At 67.4% G+C, this 23,329-nt stretch carries 21 protein-coding genes; 6 read left to right on the plus strand and 15 right to left on the minus strand.

What is annotated here, in order from left to right:
- Window positions 1-18: 18 nt before the first annotated feature.
- Window positions 19-1,500: an aldehyde dehydrogenase gene (locus JVH1_RS20925; protein WP_009476237.1), complete on the minus strand. Its 1,482-nt coding sequence runs from the start codon at window positions 1,498-1,500 to the stop codon at window positions 19-21.
- A 157-nt stretch (window positions 1,501-1,657) separates the two neighbouring features.
- Here JVH1_RS20925 and JVH1_RS20930 point away from each other — a divergent pair, with 157 nt between their 5' ends.
- Complete coding sequence (locus JVH1_RS20930) at window positions 1,658-2,149, plus strand: MarR family winged helix-turn-helix transcriptional regulator (RefSeq protein ID WP_009476236.1); 492 nt, start codon at window positions 1,658-1,660, stop codon at window positions 2,147-2,149.
- A 13-nt stretch (window positions 2,150-2,162) separates the two neighbouring features.
- Here the strand turns inward: JVH1_RS20930 and JVH1_RS20935 are convergent, their stop codons facing one another.
- From JVH1_RS20935 to JVH1_RS20950, 4 genes are all read right to left on the minus strand, one after another.
- Entirely contained in the window at window positions 2,163-3,743 is a 1,581-nt protein-coding gene (locus JVH1_RS20935) for an FAD-binding oxidoreductase (protein WP_009476235.1), read from the minus strand.
- Between the two features lie 280 nt (window positions 3,744-4,023).
- On the minus strand, window positions 4,024-5,205 hold the full coding sequence (locus JVH1_RS20940; RefSeq protein ID WP_009476233.1) for a zinc-dependent alcohol dehydrogenase: 1,182 nt from the start codon (window positions 5,203-5,205) through the stop codon (window positions 4,024-4,026).
- Window positions 5,206-5,386: 181 nt separating this feature from the next.
- A complete protein-coding gene (locus tag JVH1_RS20945) occupies window positions 5,387-5,581 on the minus strand; it encodes a hypothetical protein (protein ID WP_009476232.1) in 195 nt (64 codons plus the stop codon).
- 63 nt (window positions 5,582-5,644) lie between these two features.
- Window positions 5,645-6,361 (minus strand): TetR/AcrR family transcriptional regulator, encoded by a 717-nt coding sequence (locus JVH1_RS20950; RefSeq protein ID WP_009476231.1) that lies wholly within the window; start codon window positions 6,359-6,361, stop codon window positions 5,645-5,647.
- 91 nt (window positions 6,362-6,452) lie between these two features.
- On the opposite strand from JVH1_RS20950, the gene JVH1_RS20955 reads away from it, so the two are divergent.
- Complete coding sequence (locus JVH1_RS20955) at window positions 6,453-7,664, plus strand: FAD-dependent monooxygenase (protein ID WP_009476230.1); 1,212 nt, start codon at window positions 6,453-6,455, stop codon at window positions 7,662-7,664.
- Here the strand turns inward: JVH1_RS20955 and JVH1_RS20960 are convergent.
- From JVH1_RS20960 to JVH1_RS20990, 7 genes are all read right to left on the minus strand, one after another.
- Window positions 7,629-8,042 (minus strand): VOC family protein, encoded by a 414-nt coding sequence (locus JVH1_RS20960; RefSeq protein ID WP_009476229.1) that lies wholly within the window; start codon window positions 8,040-8,042, stop codon window positions 7,629-7,631. The two genes, JVH1_RS20955 and JVH1_RS20960, sit on opposite strands and share 36 nt — an antisense overlap.
- A gap of 90 nt (window positions 8,043-8,132) precedes the next feature.
- Entirely contained in the window at window positions 8,133-9,407 is a 1,275-nt protein-coding gene (locus JVH1_RS20965) for a CHAT domain-containing protein (RefSeq protein ID WP_009476228.1), read from the minus strand.
- A 114-nt stretch (window positions 9,408-9,521) separates the two neighbouring features.
- Entirely contained in the window at window positions 9,522-11,114 is a 1,593-nt protein-coding gene (gene ahpF, locus JVH1_RS20970) for an alkyl hydroperoxide reductase subunit F (protein ID WP_009476227.1), read from the minus strand.
- A gap of 174 nt (window positions 11,115-11,288) precedes the next feature.
- Window positions 11,289-11,852 carry an alkyl hydroperoxide reductase subunit C gene (ahpC, locus tag JVH1_RS20975; protein WP_005250059.1) on the minus strand — a complete coding sequence of 188 codons (564 nt, stop codon included), beginning with the start codon at window positions 11,850-11,852 and terminating at the stop codon, window positions 11,289-11,291.
- Window positions 11,853-12,066: 214 nt separating this feature from the next.
- A complete protein-coding gene (locus tag JVH1_RS20980; RefSeq protein WP_009476226.1) occupies window positions 12,067-13,566 on the minus strand; it encodes a lipopolysaccharide assembly protein LapB in 1,500 nt (499 codons plus the stop codon).
- Window positions 13,567-13,579: 13 nt separating this feature from the next.
- Window positions 13,580-14,611 carry a hypothetical protein gene (locus JVH1_RS20985; protein WP_009476225.1) on the minus strand — a complete coding sequence of 344 codons (1,032 nt, stop codon included), beginning with the start codon at window positions 14,609-14,611 and terminating at the stop codon, window positions 13,580-13,582.
- Window positions 14,608-15,933 (minus strand): hypothetical protein, encoded by a 1,326-nt coding sequence (locus JVH1_RS20990; RefSeq protein ID WP_043779996.1) that lies wholly within the window; start codon window positions 15,931-15,933, stop codon window positions 14,608-14,610. The genes JVH1_RS20985 and JVH1_RS20990 overlap by 4 nt, the downstream gene beginning before the upstream one ends.
- Window positions 15,934-16,142: 209 nt before the next feature.
- On the opposite strand from JVH1_RS20990, the gene JVH1_RS20995 reads away from it, so the two are divergent.
- Together JVH1_RS20995 and JVH1_RS21000 are read left to right on the plus strand one after the other, a co-directional pair.
- Window positions 16,143-16,685 carry a lipoprotein LpqH gene (locus tag JVH1_RS20995; RefSeq protein ID WP_009476223.1) on the plus strand — a complete coding sequence of 181 codons (543 nt, stop codon included), beginning with the start codon at window positions 16,143-16,145 and terminating at the stop codon, window positions 16,683-16,685.
- Between the two features lie 96 nt (window positions 16,686-16,781).
- Window positions 16,782-17,585 carry a hypothetical protein gene (locus JVH1_RS21000; RefSeq protein ID WP_009476222.1) on the plus strand — a complete coding sequence of 268 codons (804 nt, stop codon included), beginning with the start codon at window positions 16,782-16,784 and terminating at the stop codon, window positions 17,583-17,585.
- Window positions 17,586-17,594: 9 nt separating this feature from the next.
- Here the strand turns inward: JVH1_RS21000 and JVH1_RS21005 are convergent, their stop codons facing one another.
- Window positions 17,595-18,029, minus strand: coding sequence for a MarR family winged helix-turn-helix transcriptional regulator (locus tag JVH1_RS21005; RefSeq protein ID WP_009476221.1), 435 nt, complete (start codon window positions 18,027-18,029; stop codon window positions 17,595-17,597).
- Between the two features lie 42 nt (window positions 18,030-18,071).
- On the opposite strand from JVH1_RS21005, the gene JVH1_RS21010 reads away from it, so the two are divergent.
- Both JVH1_RS21010 and JVH1_RS21015 read left to right on the plus strand, forming a co-directional pair.
- Complete coding sequence (locus JVH1_RS21010; protein ID WP_009476220.1) at window positions 18,072-20,270, plus strand: MMPL family transporter; 2,199 nt, start codon at window positions 18,072-18,074, stop codon at window positions 20,268-20,270.
- Between the two features lie 775 nt (window positions 20,271-21,045).
- Window positions 21,046-21,387 (plus strand): DUF1801 domain-containing protein, encoded by a 342-nt coding sequence (locus JVH1_RS21015; protein WP_009476218.1) that lies wholly within the window; start codon window positions 21,046-21,048, stop codon window positions 21,385-21,387.
- 440 nt (window positions 21,388-21,827) lie between these two features.
- On the opposite strand, the gene JVH1_RS21020 is transcribed toward JVH1_RS21015, so the two are convergent.
- Together JVH1_RS21020 and JVH1_RS21025 are read right to left on the minus strand one after the other, a co-directional pair.
- Window positions 21,828-22,058, minus strand: coding sequence for an amidohydrolase family protein (locus JVH1_RS21020; protein WP_009476216.1), 231 nt, complete (start codon window positions 22,056-22,058; stop codon window positions 21,828-21,830).
- Window positions 22,059-22,544: 486 nt separating this feature from the next.
- Window positions 22,545-22,937, minus strand: a complete 393-nt coding sequence (locus JVH1_RS21025) for a WhiB family transcriptional regulator (RefSeq protein ID WP_371113016.1) — start codon at window positions 22,935-22,937, stop codon at window positions 22,545-22,547.
- Between the last annotated feature and the right edge of the window lie 392 nt (window positions 22,938-23,329).

Here is a 23,329-nt window from a genome sequence, read left to right on the forward strand (position 1 = left end):
CTGAAAGGTGGGTGCGCTCTAGGCGAGGGAGATGACGACGGACTTGACCTTGGAATACGACTCGAGGGCCTCCGGGCCGTATTCGCGGCCGAATCCGGAGTTCTTGACGCCGCCGAACGGGACGGCGGGGTCGAGCATCGCCCAGTCGTTGACCCACACGATGCCGGCCTGCAACCGGGCCGCGACGCGGTGGGCCCGTGCGACGTTCGACGTCTGCAGGCCCGACGCGAGTCCGTATTCGGTGCTGTTGGCGAGCGCGATCGCCTCGTCCTCGGTGTCGAACGGTTGCACGGTGAGCACCGGCCCGAAAATTTCCTCCTGCACGACGCGGGAGGTGTTGGGCAGGTCGGCGATGACGGTCGGCTTGTAGTAGTAGCCGCCGCCCAGGTCGAGTCGTTCACCGCCGGCGACGATGCGGCCACCGTCGGAGCGGGCGATCTGCACGTATTCCTCGACCTTCCGCACGTGCTTGTCCCCGGCCATCGGTCCGACGACGGTGGCCGGGTCGAACGGGTCACCCACCGGTACACCGGGAACGGCCTGACCGAGGATCCCGAGCACCGTCTCGTAGAGCGGGCGGGCGACCAGCAGCCGCGGCCCGCCCATGCAGAACTGTCCGGTGTTGAACACGAAGCCCTTGATGATCGCGCCGATCGCCTTGTCCACGTCGGCGTCCTCGAAGACGATGTGCGCGGCGTTGCCACCGAGTTCCATGGTGACGGGCGTGAGGTTCTCTCCCGCGACGCTCGCGGCGTGCCGGCCGACGGCCGTCGATCCGGTGAACGCGATCTTGTCGATCCCCTTGTGCTGCAACAGGGCCTCGCCCACGGTCGACCCCTTGCCAGTGACGACGTTGACCACGCCCGCGGGAACCCCTGCCTCGGTGAGGATCTCCGCCATCAGCAGGGCACTTAGCGGAGTGTCCTCGGCGGGCTTGTGGACCACGGTGTTCCCGGCGGCCAGGGCGGGTGCGATCTTCGACGTACTGAGGATCAGCGGGAAGTTGAACGGGGTGATGGCGCCGACGACGCCGAGTGGTTCGCGGCGAGTGTAGGCGTGGGCGTCGAGCGGAGTCTCCCGGTTCGAGCCGCCCGCGGTCTGCGCGAGCGCGGCGCAGTACTCGTACTGCTCGGCGGTGGTCATCACGTCGACCGGTCGGCACAGGGAGACGGGTTTGCCGACGTCGACGCTCTCGACGGCGACGATCTCGTCGGCCCGTTCGCGGACGAGCGCAGCGACGCGAAGCAGGATCCGGGCCCGTTCGCGGCCCGGCAGTCCCGACCAGCGACCGTCGTCGAACGCGGCACGTGCGGCGCGTACGGCGGAGTCGAGATCGTCCGCGTCTGCCTCGGCGACGGTGGTAACGGGCTTCCCGGTGGAGGGGTCGACGATCTCGAATCGTTCCCCGGCACCGGCGTCGCGCCACTGCCCGTCGATGAACAGCTGGCGTGGCCCGATCCGCGGTCGGGTGATGACGGCGGTGTCGTCGGTGACTGTCATGTCGCTGCCTTCGCTTCGTGTGAGCTGCCGACCGTATTCGGCAGGGTTCCTTGTGTTCGTTGTTGCGGTCGAACCCGGCTCGGCGACCTAAGATGGTCAGGAAACCTGAGGTCCGAGTTCGTGGGCCTCGAGCTCGAGGCGCGGGGAGAAGTGGACGATGACGGCGGACCTTCCGGACGAGATCGACGAGACACCGCTCGACGGGGAGTACGCGCACGACTCCTCGCCGACCCTGCTGTACGCGATCAAGCAGGTCGAGCTGGCGATCCGATCGCACATGGATGCCCTGCTGCGGCCGATGGGAATCACCGCGCTGCAGTACACGGCGCTGACCGTCCTGCGCCGGCGCGACGGGTTGTCGTCCGCCGAGCTGGCACGAAACTCCTTCGTCACCGCGCAGACGATGGGCGAGATGCTCTCCGCGCTGGAGCGCCGCGGACTGGTGACCAGGCGCGTCGACCCCGCCAATCGTCGCCGGATGCTCACCAGCCTCACCGCGGACGCTCTGGACCTTCTCGCCGAATACGACACGAGCATCTGCGGGCTGGAGGAACAGATGCTCGCCGACATGAGTGTTCGTCAGCGCGATGCGTTCCGCGGATACCTCGGCCGCTGCCGGATCGCCCTGGCCGAGACGCCCGCGCACTGAGGCGCGTTGCGTGTCAGAGGTTCTGGCCACGGAACCGCTGCGGCCACACACCGGACTTACCGGGTGCGATGATGCCGTTGGGGTCGAGGGCGTCCTTGATCTTCTCGTGGAACTTCAGCAGCGCACCGTCGCCCCAGTCGAACGTCGCCATCACGTCGTCCATCAGGGCGTTGTGGGTGCGGTATTCGCCGTAGCCGGCTTCGGCGGCCTCGCGGACGAGGACCTTCGTCATCTGCAGGATTTCCTCACGAGCATCGGGGATCGCCGTGTCGTAGATGAACAGGCACACGTGGTGCATCTCGCGGAGCCCGATGATGAATTGCGCGGCGTAGTCCTTGGCGTATTCGTCGGCGCGAGCGCGGACCATCTCGAACTGCTTCATCGCCTCGCGACCGTCCGGCGCCGACACCGGGGAGAATCCGATGTGCCCGCCGTTGGGCACCCAGTCCAGGAGTTGCAGTTCGTCCAGGCTGGGGATGCCGTTGTTGATCTTGTGCCTGTCCTGCAACACATGTCCACCGCGGTCGTCACGTTCCTCGTGTGTGAAGAAGCGGGCACCGGGAATCTTGCCGAACGCCTCCTTGATCATTCCGTAGTACATCTCGATCAGCGGCGGAGGTCCGTACAGGGTGCCGTAGAAGTTCCAGAACCCGAGATCGAGATCCTTCTTCATCCGCTCGATCGCCTCGGCCGGCATCGGCCCGTCGCCGTCGAACCACTCGGTGCGCTTCGACACCGCGGCCGCGTCCATGAAGATGTTGCGCAGCACCGGAACATTCTGCAGCGGAGCCATATTGATGCGCAGCGGCAGCATGATGTCGACGATTTGCTCGAGATCCTCCTCCTTGTCGAAGGTGATCAGGAACGACTGCGACGCGGGCGGCCGCTGCATCAGGCCGATCCCCATCTTGGTGACGATCCCGAGATTCGACTGGGTGAACATGCCGTCCGGGAAGGGGCCGAACCCGTAGGGGAACAATTGCCACGCGTCGCTGCCGGGCAGTGCGCCCATCCCGGTGCGCATCACTTCGCCCTGCGGCAGGACCACTTCCAGTCCCGTCTGCCACATGAAGTGATCGCCGTACGGGGTGTACCCGACGCCGCGGTCCAGGGTGTTTCCCACCACGCTGCCCCATCCCAGGTCGGGACAGTCGAGCATCAGGCCGGAATCGTGACTCTGGAGGTACTCGTACAGGTCGAAGTAGGTGACCCCGGGTTCGAGGAGTGCGTAGCCGTACTTCTCGTTGACCTCGAGGATTCGGTTCATCCGCTCGCCGGTCTTGACGATCACCGAACCCGACAGCCTCGGGGCGGCGCCGCCGTAACCGTTGTTCTTTCCGGTCGAGACCGGGGAGAGGGGGATGCCGTACTCGTTGGCGATCCGGACGATGTCCTGGACCTGCTCGGTCGACTCCGGTGAGACGACGGCCGACGGCATGTTGGCCTCGGCGGCGCCGACCGGGTACGGGTCGCGGAACGCTTCGAGTTCGTCTGCGGTCGACAGGACCCATTTGTCGCCGACGACCTCGCGGAAGCGCTGGAGCGCCGCGTCGAATCGCTCGTCGGAAACGCCTGGGGGAAGGGTTCGCGTCATTCTTGACTGCTCCTCGCTCGGCGGCCGCCTCGCTGCGGCCGGGTCGTACGCAAGACCTGCGACAGCTGTTGGCTGAATATCAGGTTTCCTTGCTTACAAGTGTGAGGGGCGTCACCGAAAGAGGCAATCCGCTATGCGCCGGGCGTGACGCGGACTTCTCCGGCATCCGTGCTGGTCAGCGGTATTCTCGCGGAGAGGTCTATCCGGTTCGCGCAAACGGCGGCGGTGGCCGGGACACCCGTCACGGGATCCCGGCCACCGCCGCTTGCGCCTGCGTTGTTCAGGGTTTGAGCTGGATCTTCACCGCCCCGTCCTGCTTTTTCTGGAAGATCTCGTAGGCGTGGGGTGCCTGTTCGAGGGGGAGTTCGTGAGTGGCGAAAGTGTCGACGCCGAGCGGGTCGTCGTCGCCGAGGAGCGGCATGATGTCGTCGACCCACTTCTTGATGTTGGCCTGGCCCATGCGCAGCTGAATCTGCTTGTCGAACAGGGTGAGCATGGGAATCGGGTCGGCCATGCCGCCGTAGACCCCGATGATGGAGATGGTGCCTCCGCGACGAACGATGTCGATCGCCGAATACAGCGCGCCGAGACGGTCGACCCCCGCCTTCTGCATGAGCGGCGCAGCGACCGCATCGGGAAGATACCCGACGATCTGCTGGGCGAGTTTGCCGATCGGTGAACCGTGCGCCTCCATGCCGACCGCGTCGATCACCGAGTCGGTGCCACGACCGTCGGTCGCGTCGCGGATGACGTCGGCGAGATCGCCGCCGTGTTCGTCCAGGTTCAGGGTTTCGATGCCCCGGGCCTTGGCGCGAGCAAGGCGCTCGGGGACGTTGTCGACGGCGATGACCCGTGCGCCCTTGTGGTGGGCGATGCGCGCTGCCATGTCTCCGATCGGTCCGAGGCCGAGCACGGTGACCGACCCGCCTTCGGGGATCGCGGCGTACTCGACGGATTGCCACGCCGTGGGCAGCACATCGGACAGATAGACGAAACGGGAATCCGGCGGGCCCTCGGGCACTGTGATGTGAGTGAACTGGGCCTGCGGAACACGCAGGTACTCGGCTTGTCCTCCCGGCACCTCGCCGTAGAGCTTGGAGAAACCGAACAATGCCGCTCCCATGCCCTGCTCGCGAACCTGCGTCGTTTCACACTGCGTGTACAGCTGCAAGTTGCACATGAAGCAGTCGCCGCACGAGATCTGGAACGGGATCACGACGCGGTCGCCGACCTTCAGGTTGCCCGCCGCCGTGCCGACCTCCTCGACGATCCCCATCGGTTCATGGCCGAGGATGTCCCCTTCTCCCATGAACGGGCCGAGAGTTTCGTACAGGTGCAGATCGGAACCGCAGATGTTCGTCGTCGTGACCTTGATGATGGCGTCGGTCGGGTGTTCGATCTTCGGATCGGCGACGGTGTCGACGCTGACCTTTCGTTTGCCTTGCCACGTGACTGCTCGCACTGGGAACCAAACCTCTCGTCGGTCGATGTCCGTAGTCGGGTGCCCGACGGGAGGTGGAGGTAAACCGTGCTCGACAGGGGGTGTGATTATTTGACGGCGATGACGTCGACAGGACGAATGTCGGGGTCGGTGGCGAGTAGGTCGGGGCCGACCTTGCCCAGTGCCTGAGGGATGGCTCCGGTCAGGTGCGCCTGCCGGCCGTCCTCGTTCTCGAACGTGTCGAAGATGCCGTATGTCGTGTCGCTGACCTTGAACGCGTGACGGTGCCCTGTTCTTCCGCCGCCAGGGCGCGCCCCTGCTTCAGGAACGCGGCGAGTTCTTCGCCCTTGCCCGGCTTTGCCTCGAGCAGTGCCAGTAGTCCTCGGTCGATCGTCATGATGTCTCCTCGATGTGGTCTACCCATGACGTTAGGAGCGCCGAGCCGCAAGCGGAATGGGTGTCATCCGGCGCGGGCCGCGACGAGGGCGGCGAGCCCGTCGAAAATACGGGCCAGGCCGAATTCCAGCGCGTCGTCCTGCCCGGAGGTGGCACTGGCCGACGCGAACGCGGCCGTCACCTGGGGGTAGCGGTCGGCGTGGTCGGCGAGGATGCCCGTCATGATCGCGTTCAGGGACTTCTCCGGTGTGTCGGTTTCGGCGCCGGGCGCCGTCGTCTGCTGAGCGAGGCTGCGCACGTGACCGGTGATCAGGACCACCGCGTCCAGGCGTTCCCCGCCAGTGAGTCCCGTGTCGCGCAGGGCATCGAGGCCGGTTTCGAGCCAGTCCAGTTCGTTCGGGCCCATCACTCGCGGGCCGACCGCGACGTCCACCACCCACGGATGCCGCCGCAGGCCCGCCCACATCCGGAGAGCCCACTCGTGGAGCGCAGCGCGCCAGCCGCCGTCGATCTCGGACAGGTCGGGCGCGGGTCCGAGAGCGGCATCGAGCATGAGGGCGGTCAACTCGGCCTTGCCTGGGGTGTAGCGGTAGAGGGACATCTTGGTGAACCCGAGGTCTTCGGCGAGGCGCTGCATCGACAGTGTGGCGAGGCCCTCAGCATCCGCCATCGAGATCGCGGTGGCGACGATCTGCTCGAGGCTCAGCGCGGGTTTCGGTCCCCGCTTCGGTCTCTCCGGCGATCCCCACAGGAGCTCGGCGGTACGGGGCTGGGTGACCATCTGCGCTCCTCCGGACGACTCTTGATCCGGAATAGTGTCTACCATACACTGATTTGTGTCCGTCAGACACAATTAATCCGCGGAGGCTCCCATGTCGAACAGAACCATCCTGATCTCGGGTGCAAGCATCGCCGGACCTGCATTGGCGTTCTGGCTCGGCCGCTGCGGATACGCCGTCACCGTCGTCGAGCGGGCGCCCGACCTTCGGCTCGGCGGCCAGGCCGTCGACTTCAAGGGGGAGGTTCACCGAAAAGTGTTGGAGAGGATGGGAATCCTCGACGACGTACTCCGTCGCCAGACCGGGAAAACCGACCTCCTGATCGTCGACGAACGCGACAGGCATCTGGCGACCATCCCCGGGGAATTCGTCGGCGGCGACATCGAGATCGCGCGGGGCGACCTCACCGAGATCCTCTACCGGCGCACCGCCGAGTCGTGCGAGTACCTCTTCGGCGATTCCGTCACCGCGCTGGTCGACACGGACTCGGGTGTCGAGGTCACGTTCGAGAAGTCGGACGCACGCCGGTTCGACCTGGTGTTCGGCGCCGACGGCATCCACTCGGCCGTTCGTCGCCACCGGTTCGGGCCGGAGGACGAGTTCGTCCGATTCCTCGGGTACTACTACGCCGTCGTCGGGACCACCGGTTCGGCGAGTGACGCCTCGCCGGACAGGGAACGCGGGACGGGACTGATGTACAACGAGCCGGGACGGATGGCCGTGGTCGGCGGACCGAAGGCTCCGGAATTGTTCGTCTTCGCCTCCGACCGGATCGAGTACGGCCGCGCCGACATCACCCAGCAGAAACGAATGCTCACCGCCGCGTATGCCGGAGCGGGGTGGCGCGTGCCCCGGCTACTCGCGCACCTGGACGACGCGCCCGACTTCTACCTCGACTCGATCGCGAGGGTCGAGACCGATACCTACACCGCCGGCCGTGTGGCCCTGGTCGGTGATGCCGCGTACGGAAATACGCTGGGCGGCTTCGGGACCGGCCTCGCCCTCGTGGGTGCGTACGTCCTGGCGGGTGAGCTCGCCGCTGCAGACGGCGACCACCGCGTGGCGTTCGGACGCTACAACGAAAAGATGCTCGGGTACGCGAAGATCGCCCGCAAGGGCAGTGCCGGACCGTTTCTCGCGCCGAAGTCGGCTACTCGAATCAGGCTGCGCAACTGGACGTTCAAGTCCACTTTCCTGTTCGGCCTGATGATGAAGCTGACCGACTCCTTCGCCACCGACATCGATCTGCGGGACTACCCGGCGCTGCGATCAGCTCGGTGTGCCGGCGATGTTGACCATCCATGAAATGCCGAACTTGTCAGTACAGGCGCCGAATTCGTCTCCCCACATCTGCTTCTCCAGGGGCACGGACACGGATCCGCCGTCGGCGAGCTTGGCCCAGTAGCCGCGGAGTTCGTCGCCGTCGTCTCCGCTCAGGCTCACCGCGATGTTGGTTCCCGGGTTGTGTTCCATCCCGGGCGGGGTGTCTGCACCCATGAGCGTGTAGCCGGTGTCCGACTCGAGCATGGCGTGCATGATCTTGTCGGCGCCTTCGCCTTCCGGCGCACCGTATTCACCGAACGTGTTCAACGCAAGGGTGCCTCCGAAGACGTCCTTGTAGAACTCCATTGCCTGCCGCGCGTTGCCGTCGAAGCTGATGTAGGGGTTGAGCCGAGAGGTCATGGGACATGCTCCTTCTTCGTGCCGGAACCGACAGCAACGACGGTACAACGACCGGCCGACACGATGTGGGGAACGGACGGCCGAGGCGGATCAGTGGGTGGAGACCGTCGCGAACGCCGCCCACAGCACCGGTGAGTGCTCGATTCTCCGCTCGTCCCGCCAGGCGGCCACCCGCTCGCGTTGCCAGTCGCAGAGCGCGCCGACCGCGTCGGGCAGTTCGTGCGCCGCGTCGATCGAGCAGATGGTGTCCTGCAGCGGACGCGCGTGTGCTGCGGCGCCGGCGATGCGCTGGAACGCGAGGTCCGTGGGCAGGGCCCAGCGGCTGGCCGTGACGAGTTCCGCCCCGCCGGCGATCATCGCGGAGACCAACCCGAGTGCCTCGCTGAACCGCAGGTCACCACCGCTCTCGCAGGCGATCAGCGCCACCCTGCTCGGGATCGGCCACAACTCCGCGCCGCGGATCGGCTCGGGCGTGAGCGTGTGCGTTCCCAGCAGGAGGTCCTTCGCGGACAACGGTCGGTGAGCACGGGTCGGCTCCGCGAACCCGACGGAGTCCGCGGCGCAGGCGAGGTGCAGCTCGGCGTGCTCGCTCTGACCGGATTCGGGTGCCGCCGCGGTGACGTGACCGACATACATCAGCCGGCCCGCACCCTCACGCAACGCTGCGCCGAGCCACTCCCGGTCCACGTCTTCACGGCGGAAGCAGTCCGTCGGTCCGTCCACGTCGGGGAGCAGCCGGCCCTCGCCGGCGTACGTCGCGACCCGCTGCGACAGCGGACTGTCCGCGGCCATCCGCCCCAGGACCGAGCCGAGTTCCGAATCCGCACGGTAGCCCGGCACCCGCGGGTCGAGCACCGCGACGACGGGGAGTTGCCGGGTGTGCGTCCAGGTTCGGACCGGCCGGCCGGGCGAGTGGACGATGCTGAGCGGAGCCAGCAGGCTGACGTCCGCGATGTCGACGAGACGCAGCCCGGCGTCGGGTGCGATCAGTTCCCACGGCACCTGCGCGACGCGGGGCGACGGTTGGATCCGGAGGTGCGGCCGCACCCCGCGGGTGAGCAGCTCGTGCAGTTGCTGCGCGAGGCCGAACGGAAGAAATGTGCGTGAAAGGAGCTGAGCCAGATCATGCTCCGACTCGTAGGCGGAGAAGCCGCCCGCCGTCAGCGCGTGGGGCAGCCCCTGCGGATCCGTGAGGTCGGGCAGAGCCCGGGCCAGCGCGGCGAGGGCTGCGTCCACCTGCGCGGCGGGTGCGACGCCGACCCCGCCGGCGTGCGAGTCGTGGGTCCACCGCCACGACGTGTACAGATCGCCGGCGTCGGCCATCCGGACGATCGCGGTCGGTGGGTGACACGGGTGAGTCGGCACCGTCCCAGCATCCCCTACCCACCCGGGTTGTGGCGCGAGTACCGGCACCCGGGTCGATCTGAAAGCCGAAAGCCGTGCCTGACGTGCAGGCACGGCTCGTCGACCTCGGCCGAGCTACGCGACCGTTGCGGCGGTGGACTCCTCGGCGGGTACGCCCGTCCGGATGAGCCGATCGAATGCGCTCAGCGCTGCCGTTGCTCCGGCGCCGGCGGCGATCACGATCTGCTTGTACGGCACGGTGGTGCAGTCGCCGGCAGCGAACACTCCGGGCACCGACGTCTGGCCGCGGTCGTCGATCGCGATCTCGCCGCGGTCGGACAACTCGACCGATCCGGCCAGCCACTCGGTGTTGGGCAGGAGGCCGATCTGGACGAAGACACCCTCGACGTCGAGCGTGTGCGAGGTGTCGGTCGTGCGGTCCTGGTAGGTCAGGCCGGTGACCTTGTTGCCGTCCCCGAGGACCTCCGTCGTGAGCGTGCTCAGGAGGATGTCGGCGTTCGGGAGGCTGCGCAGCTTGCGCTGCAACACCTCGTCGGCGCGGAGTACCGAATCGAACTCGACGAGAGTGACGTGCTCGACGAGTCCCGCGAGATCGATTGCGGCCTCGACGCCGGAGTTACCGCCACCGATCACGGCGACGCGCTTGCCCTTGAACAGCGGTCCGTCGCAGTGCGGGCAGTAGGTCACACCCTTGTTCCGGTACGCGTCCTCGCCGGGCACGTTCATCGAACGCCACCGCGCACCCGTCGACAGGATCACGGTGCGCGCGAGAAGAGAAGCACCACTTTCCAGTTCGACCTCGACGAGGCCGTTCTCGGTGGCGGCAGGCACGAGCTTCGCGGCCCGCTGCGTGTTCATGATGTCGACGCCGTACTGACGGACGTGGTTCTCGAGCGCCGACCCGAACTGGGGTCCCTCGGTGTAGGGGACGGAGATGAAGTTCTCGATCGCCATGGTGTCGAGTACCTGACCGCCGAAGCGCTCGGCGGCGATGCCTGTGCGAATTCCCTTGCGCGCGGCGTATACCGCGGCCGCGGCGCCGGACGGACCGCCTCCGACGACGAGAACGTCGAAGGGATCCTTCTGCGCGATCGCGGCGGCGGCGCGGTCGGCGGCACCGACGTCGAGCTTGCCGACGATTTCCTCCAGGCTCATCCGGCCGGAGCCGAAGAGTTCGCCGTTGAGGAAGACCGTCGGGACAGCCATGATCTGGCGGCCGTCGACCTCGTCCTGGAACAGGGCGCCGTCGATCGCGACGTGGCTGATGCGCGGATTGAGCACGCACATCAGATTCAGGGCCTGCACCACGTCGGGGCAGTTCTGGCAGGACAGCGAGAAGTAGGTCTCGAAGTGGAAGTCGCCGTCGAGGTCGCGGACCTGCTCGAGCAGTTCGGGTGCCTCCTTCGACGGGTGACCGCCGACCTGGAGCAAAGCGAGTGCGAGTGAGGTGAACTCGTGGCCGAGAGGGATGCCCGCGAAGCGGACCTCGATGTCGGTGCCGCTGCGGCGGACCGCGAACGACGGGCGCCGCGTGTCGTCGTCGCGGCGTTCGTAGGTGATCTTCTCCGACATCGCCGCGATCTGGGTGAGCAGTTCGGCGAGTTCGACCGACTTGGGTCCGTCGTCGAGTGAGGACACGAGCTCGATCGGCAGGGTCAGCTTTTCGAGCAGGGACTTCAGTTGGCCGGCAAGCGAGGCTTCGAGCATGAGGATCTACTCCATCGGTCGGGAGGACAAGGGGATCGGAAACCGGAAATTCTGGTTCAGGTGGTCCGGAAGGTGTTGGTGCGACACCGATTGCCCCCACGGGAGCTGAGCACCGGGAACCGCCCGCACGGGCTCAGGAAATCTGAGCCCGTGCCTGCGGTACGACTGGCTGCGTCAGATCTTGCCGACGAGATCCAGCGACGGGGCGAGGGTCTCTTCGCCCTCTTCCCACTTGGCCGGGCAGACCTCGCCCGGGTGCGACCGGACGTACTGAGCGGCCTTGACCTTGCGTACGAGCTCGGCGGCGTTGCGCCCGATGCCTTCTGCGGTGACCTCGGTGAACTGGATGACTCCGTCGGGGTCGACGAGGAAGGTGCCGCGGTCGGCCAGTCCCTCGTTCTCGCGGAGGACCTCGAAGTTCTTGCTGATCTCCTGGGTCGGGTCACCGATCATGGCGTACTTGATCTTGCCGATGGTGTCGGACGATCCGTGCCACGCCTTGTGCGTGAAGTGAGTGTCGGTGGACACCGAGAAGACCTCGACGCCGAGTCGCTGAAGTTCCTCGTGGTGGTCGGCGAGGTCGCCGAGTTCCGTCGGGCAGACGAAGGTGAAGTCGGCCGGGTAGAAGTAGAAGACCGCCCACTTGTCCTTGATGTCGTCTGCGGACACGGTGATGAACGCGCCGTCCTTGAAGGCGTTGGCGGCGAAGGGCTTGATCTGCGTGTTGATCAGGGCCATTGAAACCTCTATTCGGGGAGACGGGGAATCCAACAGTGACGAGGCTATCCAGCAGATTGGAATAGGTCCAATCTATGAGACCTATTCCATAGATTGGGTGGGGCTATCAATGGTCGCAGAATCGGCAGCATTGCAGGTCAGTGCCGCACTCCACCCACACCACCTGAGGTGGTCGCAGAACGTGTGGTGTGACGACGATGACACCTGGGAGAGGTCACCATGCAGGCACTACCCGGCTGTCCCGGACCGCGCGTCGGTAGCGTTCCTCGGCGACCGCGATCGAGTTGTCCAGCGCGATTCGCCCATCCGACGTCAGGGCGAGCCGTGGGGGAAGGGGCACCGGCAGACCGGCGCCGGCCGCGACTCCGGCCAGTGCGGCGCCGAGCAGGAACGACCCCTCGGTGTCGGTCGTGCCTGCCGGGGGAAGGTCCGGCAACTGCAGGGGGAGCCGCGCCGGGGTGCGGTGCCCGGCGCGGCCGACGTCCACCGTCGTCCCCGCGCACTGTGCCTCGACGAGATCGGCCACCAGGCGCGCGTCACCCGAGGCGTACGCGAGCCGGAACGCCAATTGCATCGCCGGATCCGCGATCTCGCGGTTCCACTGCTCGCGCTGACGCCCGTTCGGGAGTGTGTACCGCACGGCGTCGATGGCGATCGCCGCGGGCACCGCGAGCGCGGTGGCGCGTGCCGGCACCGCGCTGTCGGGAGTTTCGGACGCTGTGAGCGTGGACTCGAGGAGGGCTGCGTGCCAGAAGTCGACCTGCGCGCAGTGCAGCCCGAGCCCCAGCCCGCGGTACGTGTCGAACGCGGCGGCGAGCAGTGTCTCTCCCTCGTCGGGTCGCCCTTCACCGAAGGCGACGGTGGCGAGGCGGGTCTCGACGTCCGCGACGTCGAGTATTGCTCCGGAAGCCCGGAAGCAGTCGAGGCTGCGGCGATAGAGCGTCGCCGCGCGTTCGGTGTCGCCCCGGCCCTCGGCGAGAAAGGCGAGCACCTTCGATCCGATCCCCGCCCGGTGGCCGATCCCGGCGCGCTCGAAGTACGTCTGGCTCGACAGCACCAGCGGTTCCGCTTCGTCGGGCCGCCCCGAGCGGACGCGCATGATGGCCAGGTTCTGCTGCGTTTCGGCGACCGCGCTGACGTCGCCCGCGGTCTCGAACGCCTCGAGCGCCTGCCCGGCGAAGTCGTCGGAGAGGTCGAAGCGCCCGGTCTCGAAGTGGATGGCGGCCAGGTTCATGAGCGGGTGGCCCGCCAGCGCGGGGGCGAAACGCACCGCCGCGTCGAGGGACTCGGTGGCGATGTCGGCCGCGTGCGCCCACTGCTGCCGGTGCATCGCGACCGCGGTCAGTGACAGCAGGCACGCGACGCGCAGGTCGCCCTGATCGTCGGCTGCCGCGAGCAGTCGCCGTGCCTGCTCGAGCGCGTCCTGCGCGCCGTCGAGGTCGCCGATGTGCTGCAGGGCCTGCGACAGGTTGACCAGCGCCGCGGGACGCTTCCGGATCGCGTCGGCCGGCATCTCCGCGAGGGCTTCCCGGTAGAGGTCGACGGCCTTCGTGTGATCGCCCAGCTCGTCGGACATGCTGGCCGCGTTGATGATCGCGCTCGTCCGAAGATCGCCGGTGGTCGAGCGGGCGACCTGCTCGAACGTCCGGAGTGCCTCGGCGACCTCTCCGCGGGAGTACGCTGCCGCGCCGGCCGCGAGGAGGTCACGCCCCATCTGATCTCCCACGTCAGAAGTCCGAATCCGAGGCGGCCGCGGCTATCTCGGCGAGCAGGGGCGCGTCCGGCCCGTCGTCCGCCGCCGTCTCCGAAGCCCGGCGTAGCCGCCGGCGGACCAGGGCCCGAACGCGCTCCCGGGCCTCGGGACCTCCGTCGTCGGCCTGACCGGTCACACCGAACCCGGGCAGGTGCACGTCCACGGACACCCCGGATTCCGAGCCCGGTGGTGCGGCGGACTCGCCGGACCACACATCCCCTGACAGCTGAAGCACGACGTCAGCGGTGCCCGATGCGGCGCCGATCAGCGCGTGTGGACGCACATGCGCCGGCATGGGTTCGGAAAGGCCCGGTGCCGCAACCACGCTCACTCGCACGGTCGTGTTCCCGGCGGCGCGCACCACCTCCCACGACACCGCACGCTCGGACGCGTCGACGAGCCCGGGTGGGTACCGGCGCCAGTCGGATCCGGTGGTACCGCGCGCCAGGACGAGCGTGCTCGGCAGCGTCGCGACCGCCGCGCCGGCCGCGAGGGCGTAGTCGTCTGCCCGGCGGGGCCGGTCGGCGAGCGCCGGGCCCGTCGGCACGACGGCGTCGTCTCCGTCGACGAGTAGATCGCATTCCTCGACGAGGGTGGCGATCTCGCCGTTCAACAGCCCCTCGTCGAGCGGGGGGATGGCGTCGATCGTCGAGGCCGGCCACCACCGCGCCGCCCAGTGCGCGTACGCGAGTCGCCTCGCACCGGCGGCCACCCGCGGTCGCGCCGGCTCGACCGTGACGCCGTGCCCGGAGCCGGCGGCCACGGCGAGCGCGACTTCCTCGCCGAACACGGCCCACACCCAGTTCTGCGCCGACGCGACGTCGTCGAGCACCGCGACCGGGACCGTGTGGTCGGCGAGCACACTCCACGACAGGTGCCCACCCAGCACTTCCAGCACTGCCACGTGGATGCCCGCGGCGTCGTCCAGGACACTCGGTGCGTCGTCGGGGGCGATGACCCATACCCCGTCGGGCGCGCGCTCGATCCGCACCGTGCCGGGGGTCAACTCGCCCTCGATTCGGGAGCACCCGCCGCATCCGTCAGCGGAATTGCACTGAGCGCCTGCTTGACCCGCATGCGGTGGTCGAGGATCACCGATCGCGCCACTCCGTCGAGGAGGTCCCAGAGCTCGTCCGGTTCGTGGACCGAGAACTCGCGCACGTCGCGGCCGTGGAGGCGGACCCACAGGCGGCGGAGGTAGGGCCGCCACGGCTCGAGGAGTTCGGCGGCGATGGCCGTCAGCGGATTGGCTTCGGGCAGCGACGCGGCGTCGGCGCTCACCGTGAGGCGGCGTGCCTGCAGGACATACGCCTCCCGTTGCCAGCGGCCGTTGATCACCCGGACGGCGGTGGTGTCCGTGCCCGCAGGAGAGGGCGCGGTACCGATCGGACGGAGACCGGTCGCCAGGGCAACGCCCGTCGTCGCCGCAACCCGCAGGGATTCGTCGAGAAGCGCCCAGGGCGAGCAACTTCGGGCGATCTCGGTGGTGACCAGTTCGTGGATCGGTGGCAGCTCCGCACGGTCGGTCGACGCGCGGAGCACCGTGAAGACGCGTTCGTAGACGGACCGGTCGAACGGGAGCCCGAGGGTCGAGGTGGACGCCGACGCTCCCAGATGCGGCGGCGCGGGCACGGGATGCGCCGTCAGCCCGAGCCGGTGGGCAGAGGCGTCGGTTGTCCAGAGCGCAATCCCGCGGTGGGTTCCCGCGTGGCCGGCCAGCAGGCTGTCGAGTGCCTGCCGTCCGTCGTCGCCGTCCTGCTCCAGGCGCGCGCCGGGACAGGCGTCGAGAACCACGTGGATCGCGTCGGCGTGGTCGACGGTGGCCGCGCCCGACAGCGGTCGGCGTCCCCACGCGACGTCGATCAGGGCGTTCAGCTCGCGTGCCCGTTCCGGGTCGGTGACGTGGGCCTTCAACGCCTGAGTGGTGCGGCCTGCGGCGACATCGTGCACGTCGCGCAACGTGTCCTCGGCGACGGATTCGCTCCGGAGCGGGTCGGGGGTGCCCGAACCGGTCGCCAGTTCGAAACAGCGTTGGAAATACAGGTCCTGGGGGTTGCCGTCCGTGATGCGCAGCGCCCGGCGAACCCGTTTGAGCAGCGTGAACCAGGCGGCGGTGGCGCGGAGCGCGTCGGCGGAGGCGTGCACCCGGGTGGCGAGCAACTGCGCCCCGTCGGCCGTGACGATCGGACCGGCGCACAGCGGGTTCTGTACCGGGCGGATGACCAGCGGATCGAGGATCAGTTTCACGGTGCGGCTCAGGGGTCCGCCGTCCGGCCCACTGAGCGGTTCGACCCCGTCCAGCTCGCGCCACACCTCGTCGAGGACCATCGCTCGCGGTCGCCGAGCAGCCACTGAGCTCCTCGATGCCGTCCGCATTCGAGCAGGCTACCGCAGGGATGCCCCGTCGACGGGTCGACAAATCTGGGATCGGTAGGGCGCGAGACGTTCCTACCTTTCTCACATCGGCTCCAGTCCGCGAGCCGAAGGAATCGACGACGGGCGCCGAGCGCCCCTCACGAAAACGTGAAGGACGGATCATGAACAAGATCGTTCGGACTCAGAAGCGCGTCTACACCGCCGGCATCGTGGCAGCGGCCGCTGTCGCCCTGCTCGTCTCGGGCTGCAGCGACACCGGTGACAGCAACTCCGGCGGCGGAAGCTCCGAACAGTCCCCGGCCGCCGCGAACCCGGCAGGCGCGTCTTCGGCCGCCGTCGACGGCAAGGCACTGGAAGCCGACTTCGACGCCACCTGCGCCAAGCAGGGCGACACCCTGGCGTTGGCGCTGGCAGACACCGCCAATTCGACGTACGGCGACCTGGCGGTCTCCGCGACCATCACCGGCGCGGACACCGTGCAGGCCGTCGGAATCGCGGGCAGCAAGGGCGGGTCGAACGGCCTCCCGTACGCCCTCGGCTTCGGGCAGGGAATGCCCGGCGGCTCCGCGACCGTCGTGAAGGACGGCGACACCTACACGATCAGCGGCGAAGGCGTCGGCGCGCCCGACATGAGCAACCCGACCGCGCCGAGTTCGTCGAAGTTCGACATCACGTTCGCATGCTCGACCGTGGTGGGCGGCTGAGCCGGCTCACCCGGGACGCGCGCGGAGTCGCGGCAGTCGAGTTCGCGCGCGTCCCACCCGTTCTTCCCCCCAGTTCAGGCACGGAGAGGACTCATCGTGAAGAAGATCGTGCGTGCCGCCGCCCTGGTGTTTCTCGTCGGGTCGGTCGGCTACTACCTGTGGTACGGCCTCGGCGATCGGGGACGGTCGAACTACGGAATCGACGCCCTGTCGTGGGTCGGCCCGCAGATGATCTGGCCGATCGTCGCGGTCAGCGTGGTCGTGGTCTGTTTCGCCCTCACCGGCGACAGCGTGCTGGCGGCGTTCACCGGGCGCAACAGTGCCGCGTTCCGGCAGGGCGCCGTCGGGATCGGGACGGTGCGGTCGGTGCGCCAGACCGGCATGACGCTGAACGATCAACCGGAAGTGCGGATCGACCTCGGCGTCGAGGGCGCCGACGGCGAGACCTTCGACTCGCACGCCAGGATGATCGTGCCGCTCACCGAGTTGGCTCTTTTCCGCCCGGGTGTCGTTCTCCCCGTCCGCTACCTGCCGGGGCGCACCGACAAGGTCGAGATCGACCGGTCGGGAGACGCGTCGACGGCGCAGGACGCGTTGAACCGATCCATGATTCGTCAGGGACTCACCATCCCGGGCAAGCTCGACATCGCGGCTCGTGGCGTTCCCGCGCAGGCGGTGGTGCAGTCGCTCAGTGTGCCCGGCGAGATCCGCAACGGGAGTTCGAAGATCGAACTCGGGCTGGCGGTCACGCGGCCCGACGGCACGACGTTCACCACCCGTGTCGAGAAGTTCCTGCCGCCGCGCAGTGTCGGGCACGTTCAGGTCGGCCGGGTGGTGACGGTCCATTATCTGCCGGGGAACGAGCGGGAGGTCGTCATCGCCCTGCCTGCGAATGTGTGACGACGACGATCAGTCCCGGGTCGGAAGTCCCAGCGACCGGACGAGGAGGAGGAGTTGTTCGCGCAGCGGCCCCACGTCGCCGACGGCGGCGGTGAGGGCCGCATCCTCCTTCTCCAGGGCCAGCAGGCGGCGGTAGATCGCGCGACCCGACTCGGTGATCGCGACCCGCTTGCGCCGCTCGTCGAGCGGGTCGGTTTCCCGGGTGACGTACCCGGCTCGCTCGAGGCGGTCGATGGTGCGGCTGATCGTCTGGTCCGTCACCCGCGAGACCTTCGCGATGTCCCGCTGCGAGGCCGGCCGGTCGGCGATCGTGTGCAGGCAGATGAGGCCCGCGTGGGTCATGTTCTGTGACCGGAGGATGTCCTCCCACGAGTGCTCGACCAGCCGCGCAGCCGTGGACAACAGCCGTCCGGTGGGCCACTCGTCCATGCCGTCGCTCGTCATCTCTTCGCCTCCATTTGCAATTTGCTCAGCAGGCTGAACAAAATGGGAACATCGCAATCCGGACATCCGGTCGTCGAACCGTCCAGCATTGGAGAGCACGTGACCACAACTGCCCGACCACGCCCGGTTCGTCGCCTGCGGTGGATTCTGCCAGCCCTCCTCGTGATCGTCTGGCTGGCCGTCGGCGGTTTCGGTGGTCCGTTCGCCGGCAAACTCTCCTCGGTCCAGCAGAACGACAGCACGTCGTTTCTGCCCGCGTCCGCCGAGGCCACCGAGGTGTCCGCGCTGCAGAAGGACTTCACCGACACTCAGTTCGTGCCCGCGATCGTCGTCGCCGAACGGACGTCGGGGATCACCGCGGCCGACACCGAGTTCCTCGCCCGCACCGCGAACTCCTTCGCCGGTTCGGAGGGATTCGGTGACGAGGTGTCGCCGCCGATCCCGTCCGCAGACGGCCGGGCGCTGCAGACGTTCGTGCCCGTCGACAGCGCCGGCGAGGTCGGCGACAGCGTCACAGAACTCCGGGACGCGCTCGGCGCCGCACCGGACGGTCTCACCGTCCTCGTCACCGGGCCCGCCGGTCAGGTAGCGGATCTGTCCGCGGCGTTCGCCGGAATCGACGGACTGCTGCTCCTGGTGGCGGGTGTCGTCGTGGTCCTCATCCTCATCGTCGTCTACCGCAGCCCGATCCTCCCGTTCGCGGTGATCACCTCCGCCGTCTTCGCGCTGGGACTGTCGAGTCTCCTCGTGTACCTGCTCGCCGACGCCGGTGTGATCGCGCTGAACGGCCAGAGCCAGGGAATCCTGTTCATCCTGGTATTCGGTGCCGCGACCGACTACGCACTGCTGCTCGTGTCTCGCTACCGCGAGGAACTGCGGATCGAGCAGGACAAGTACCGCGCCATGCGGACCGCGTGGCGGGCGACGCTCGAACCCGTCGCCGCCTCCGCGGGCACCGTCATCGCCGGTGTGCTCTGCCTGCTGCTGTCCGATCTCAACTCCAACCGCGGACTCGGGCCGGTGGCGGCCGTCGGTATCGCGGCCTCCTTTGTCGCGTCCATGACGTACCTGCCCGCGGTGCTCGTGCTCCTCGGCCGGATGGCGTACTGGCCGAGCAGGCCCGCCTTCGACGCGCGGCACGCCGAGAAGGACGAGGCGGCAGACCACAAGTTCTGGGCCGCGCTCGCGGCGCGTATCGGTGCGCACCCGCGCCGATTCTGGGTGGCGTCCAGCCTGGTGCTGGTGCTCTTCGCGCTCCTGATGCCCCAGTTCGAGGCGAGTGGGGTCGCGGAGTCCGAGACGTTCCTGCTCGAAGTCGATTCCGTTGCGGGCCAGCAGATCGTCGGCGATCACTTCGACGCCGGCTCCGGTTCACCGGCCGTGATCATCGCGAACGAGGACTCCCGCGATGCGGTAGCCGACGCTGCCCGGGTCGACGGCGTCGGCGACATCACCGTGTTGTCGACCCCCGGCATGCAGGACCCACTGGTGGTGGACGGCCGGGTGGCGATCGAAGCCACCCTGACCGATCCGGCCGATTCCCTCGCGGCCGAGGACACCATCGTCCGCCTGCGTGACGCCGTCCACCCGATCGACGGCGCCGACGCCCTGGTCGGCGGCACCACCGCCACGGACCTCGACACCAAGACCACATCGACGCGTGACCGCACCCTGATCATCCCCGTCGTGATCCTCGTGGTGTTCGCGATCCTGTGCCTGCTGCTGCGTTCGCTACTCGCGCCGCTGCTGCTGATGGGAACGGTCGTCCTGTCCTTCGCTGCGACGCTGGGCATCTCGTCGTTGGTCTTCGAGCATATCTTCGGGTTCCCGGGTGCCGATCCCGTCGTCCCGCTGTTCGCGTTCGTGTTCCTCGTCGCCCTCGGAATCGACTACAACATCTTCCTCATGACCCGGGTCCGGGAAGAGGCCCGGCGCATCGGCACGCGCCGGGGAGCGCTCCGCGGCCTGACCGTCACCGGCGGCGTGATCACGTCGGCGGGAGTGGTTCTGGCGGCGACCTTCTCGGCGCTCGCCGTCATCCCGCTGATCTTCCTCGCGCAGATCGCCTTCATCGTGGCGTTCGGCGTGCTCCTCGACGCACTCCTCGTGCGGTCACTCCTGGTGCCCGCCCTCACCGTCGACATCGGGCAGAAGATCTGGTGGCCGAGCAAGCTCGCATCGGCCCCGGAGCCCGACGAGAACGTCTCTGCGGAGCCGGAATTGGATTCGAGTCGTATGTGAGCGCGCTCGGCGAATGCCGCAAGCGTGATGCCTGCCTGTTCGCTCATGGTCGCGCAGCCGAGCCTGGCTCGATTAACGGCACAGCGGGACTGCGCAGTACAACTTGAATGTCGGTGCAGTCAGTAGTGAGGCGACCACGGCCGGTGATCGTCTGGAGGTCCAGTTCTGCGACCCGGGCACGACCTAGACCGCCGATCCGGCCCGTCCTGGCCTACCTCGATGAGGTGACGGCCGTGGCGGAAGCGGGACATGTGCGGTCGCTTCTCGAGCTAGAGAGTTACCGTCCCCTGGTTGGTTGACCTCCGCACAGGTTCCCGCTGGGTTACGTGTCGAGAAATTGCTCCGACCCGGCGGCGGATGATCGTGATCTTCAGTGTGAGTGGTGCGGGGTGCCATCCGCCCTTCTCGGCGCTGTTGGTGAACACCGCGAGCGCGGTGCACCGGCTCCGCGAGTTCACCGTAGGTAAGTTGTGGTTGCGGGCCGCGACGGGTTTTTTTGTGTGCGCTGCCGCGGTCTCCGCGAGTGGTGGACGGCGACGAAATGTGTTTCATTCGCCCGCCGGCTTCGAGTGGGTGGCTCCTTCGTGGTGCCGGGCGCCGGGAGCGGCGCTCACAGCTCGACGCATAAACCGCCATCTCGGCCGTGTGTGACGAGCACAAACGATGGAGGATCGATGCCGACCAGTAGGAACAACGCGAACAAGAACGCTGGCTCCGAACCGAAGCTGCTCTCCGGGGGAACCCGCAGATCCCGAAGGAGGAGGGTGACGGACCGGTGCAGGCCTATATCGCCGCGATGCCCGAGTGGAAGCGCTCGCTGGGCGAGCGGCTCGATAGCCTGATCGTGCGGACCGTCCCCGATGTGCACAAGGCCGTGAAGTGGAACCAACCGTTTTACGGGCACGACGGCGAGGGTTGGTTCCTCAGCTTCCGCTGCTACACGAAGTACGTCCAGGTTCAGTTCTTCCGTGGGACCTCGCTGGACCCTGTTCCGCCCAAGGCGTCCAAGCACGCCGAGGTGCGCTACGTCGACATCTGCGAAGACGACGATCTCGACGAGGGACGGCTGCGTTCCTGGATCGAGCAGGCAAGCAACCTGCCCGGCGAGAAGATGTAGAGCACCCGTCGGAGAGCATCCCGACTCGTCGCCCGGTCGCGGTGCGCACCACGACCTCCACCTGTTCCGCATGCCCTGGACTCCGCCACACATGGACGAACCCAGCACTGGGCCCGCACCCTTCACCGCGCCCATGACGATCTCGACCACATACGGGCGAATCGGCTGGGCCCGCGGCACGTGTCCTATGTCGGCACGGCGTCGCCTGCAGCACGCTTCTGTGTCGCACAAACGCCGCCGGATGGATTTGCCCTGGAGTACCCGATTCGCACTGAGAGCTGTCGCACGATTTCACGCGTTGATGGACGGATACCGTGAGTGTGGTGTGGATTCGGCAGGTTGGTGATGGATTCCGTTACGTGTCTGCCGCTGTCGCCCCTTCGATGCTCCTCATCGTTCAGCAGAAACAGCAGCTCGATATCCGTGGTCCCGCCGCGGGCTCAGAGTTTCAGCAGTGCTTGGGCGTTGGTGCGGGCGATCTTGATGTGGTCGTTGTCGTTGATTTCCAGCCGGTCGAACCATTCCGCGGCTTCGCGCATGTCCTCGAACGGGTAGTCGGCGGAGAACAGCAGCCGGTCGGCACCGACTTCTTGAATGGTGTTCAAAAGGGCCGGGGTGCGGAAGTTCCGGCTGGTGGTGATCGAGGAATCGGAACGCTCTTCGACGACCATGAGGAAGCCCCCGAGACAGCAACCATCGATGAACTGCTGAAAGGGAACGAAGACCAGTAGAACGCCGGTCGGTGACGCGCCGTTCAGTGCCGAAAGCGGGACTACTCGTCGGTCTGCATCGCCAGCACGACAGCGACCGCGGTGATCAGCAAAACCAGCAGAAGCAGCACATTCATCCTGTCCCCCTTGATGTGTCAGAGTGGACCCGTCTGGCTGACCGGTCGTCGGTCGTCGGCGAACATGGCCTCGATCCTCGCTTTGATCTCCGCGGTGCTCATGCCGCCCCGGCACAGCACCGGCGGCCGCGAGGTGATCAAAGACGCCAGAATCATCGGCATCCGAGCTAGCTACCAAATGCTCAGTACCGCAACCGCTTACATCAAGACTCAGTCCGAAGAATCTCGTAGGGGCGCTCGCGGGTCGATTTCGAGCAACCCCGTGCATTCCAGACTGGATGTGGAAGTTCTCGGGGCGGCGCATCGTCTGTCAGCGCACCGGTTCCTCGACAGGAAGGTCGGTGGGCCGCCCCTCTGTTTGCCGGGGCCGGATGTGCCGTCTGCGGTCGTTCTCGGACATCCCGCCCCACGTTCCGTACGGTTCGGCAACGGCCAGGGCGTACTCGCGGCATTCGGTGAGCACCGGGCAGTCCTGGCAGACGCGTTTGGCGCGCGCTTCGCGCCGCGCCCGGTCCCGACCACGCTCCCCCTCTGGAGAGAAGAACAACGACGACTCGACGTTCCGGCACGACCCCAGCATGCGCCAATCTCCACGATCACGGTCGGCGGGCAGTCCGGTCCGTGGCGTACCTTCACGGCGGGAAGCCGGCACAGTGTTCGGCGCACGAGCGGATATACAAGTCATCGGATCGGTCTCACTCATCTCACTCACGGGTATTTGTGCTGCGGACCTGTCACCGCGGTAATCCTTTCGCAAACAACATCCTTCACAATCAGTCCGGACGGTCTCTTTAAGTTCAGGTGCCCAGCCAGAACCTTCGACGAGCGACGGTGATCACTTGCTCGACCAAGCGGCCGCAGCGGTGCCGGCGCGGCGACGTCGAGATACGCGACCAGTGCCCGACAGAACGCTGCGGTGTCCATCCCGAAATCGGTTCTGATCACCTCGGGAGGGCCGCCGCCGTGGGCGCACCAACGTGGGGCGCGGGCCGAGGTAGAAGTATCGCCCGGCTGCGCGAGTTCGCGACCTCCTCTAGCGGGGGGATGGGACATGGAACGGCTCCGAATATGCATATGGAGTGCGCACCTGAGAAG

This window comes from Rhodococcus sp. JVH1 (genome assembly GCF_000280725.2).
In the GTDB taxonomy this organism is placed as follows: domain Bacteria; phylum Actinomycetota; class Actinomycetes; order Mycobacteriales; family Mycobacteriaceae; genus Rhodococcus_F; species Rhodococcus_F jostii_A.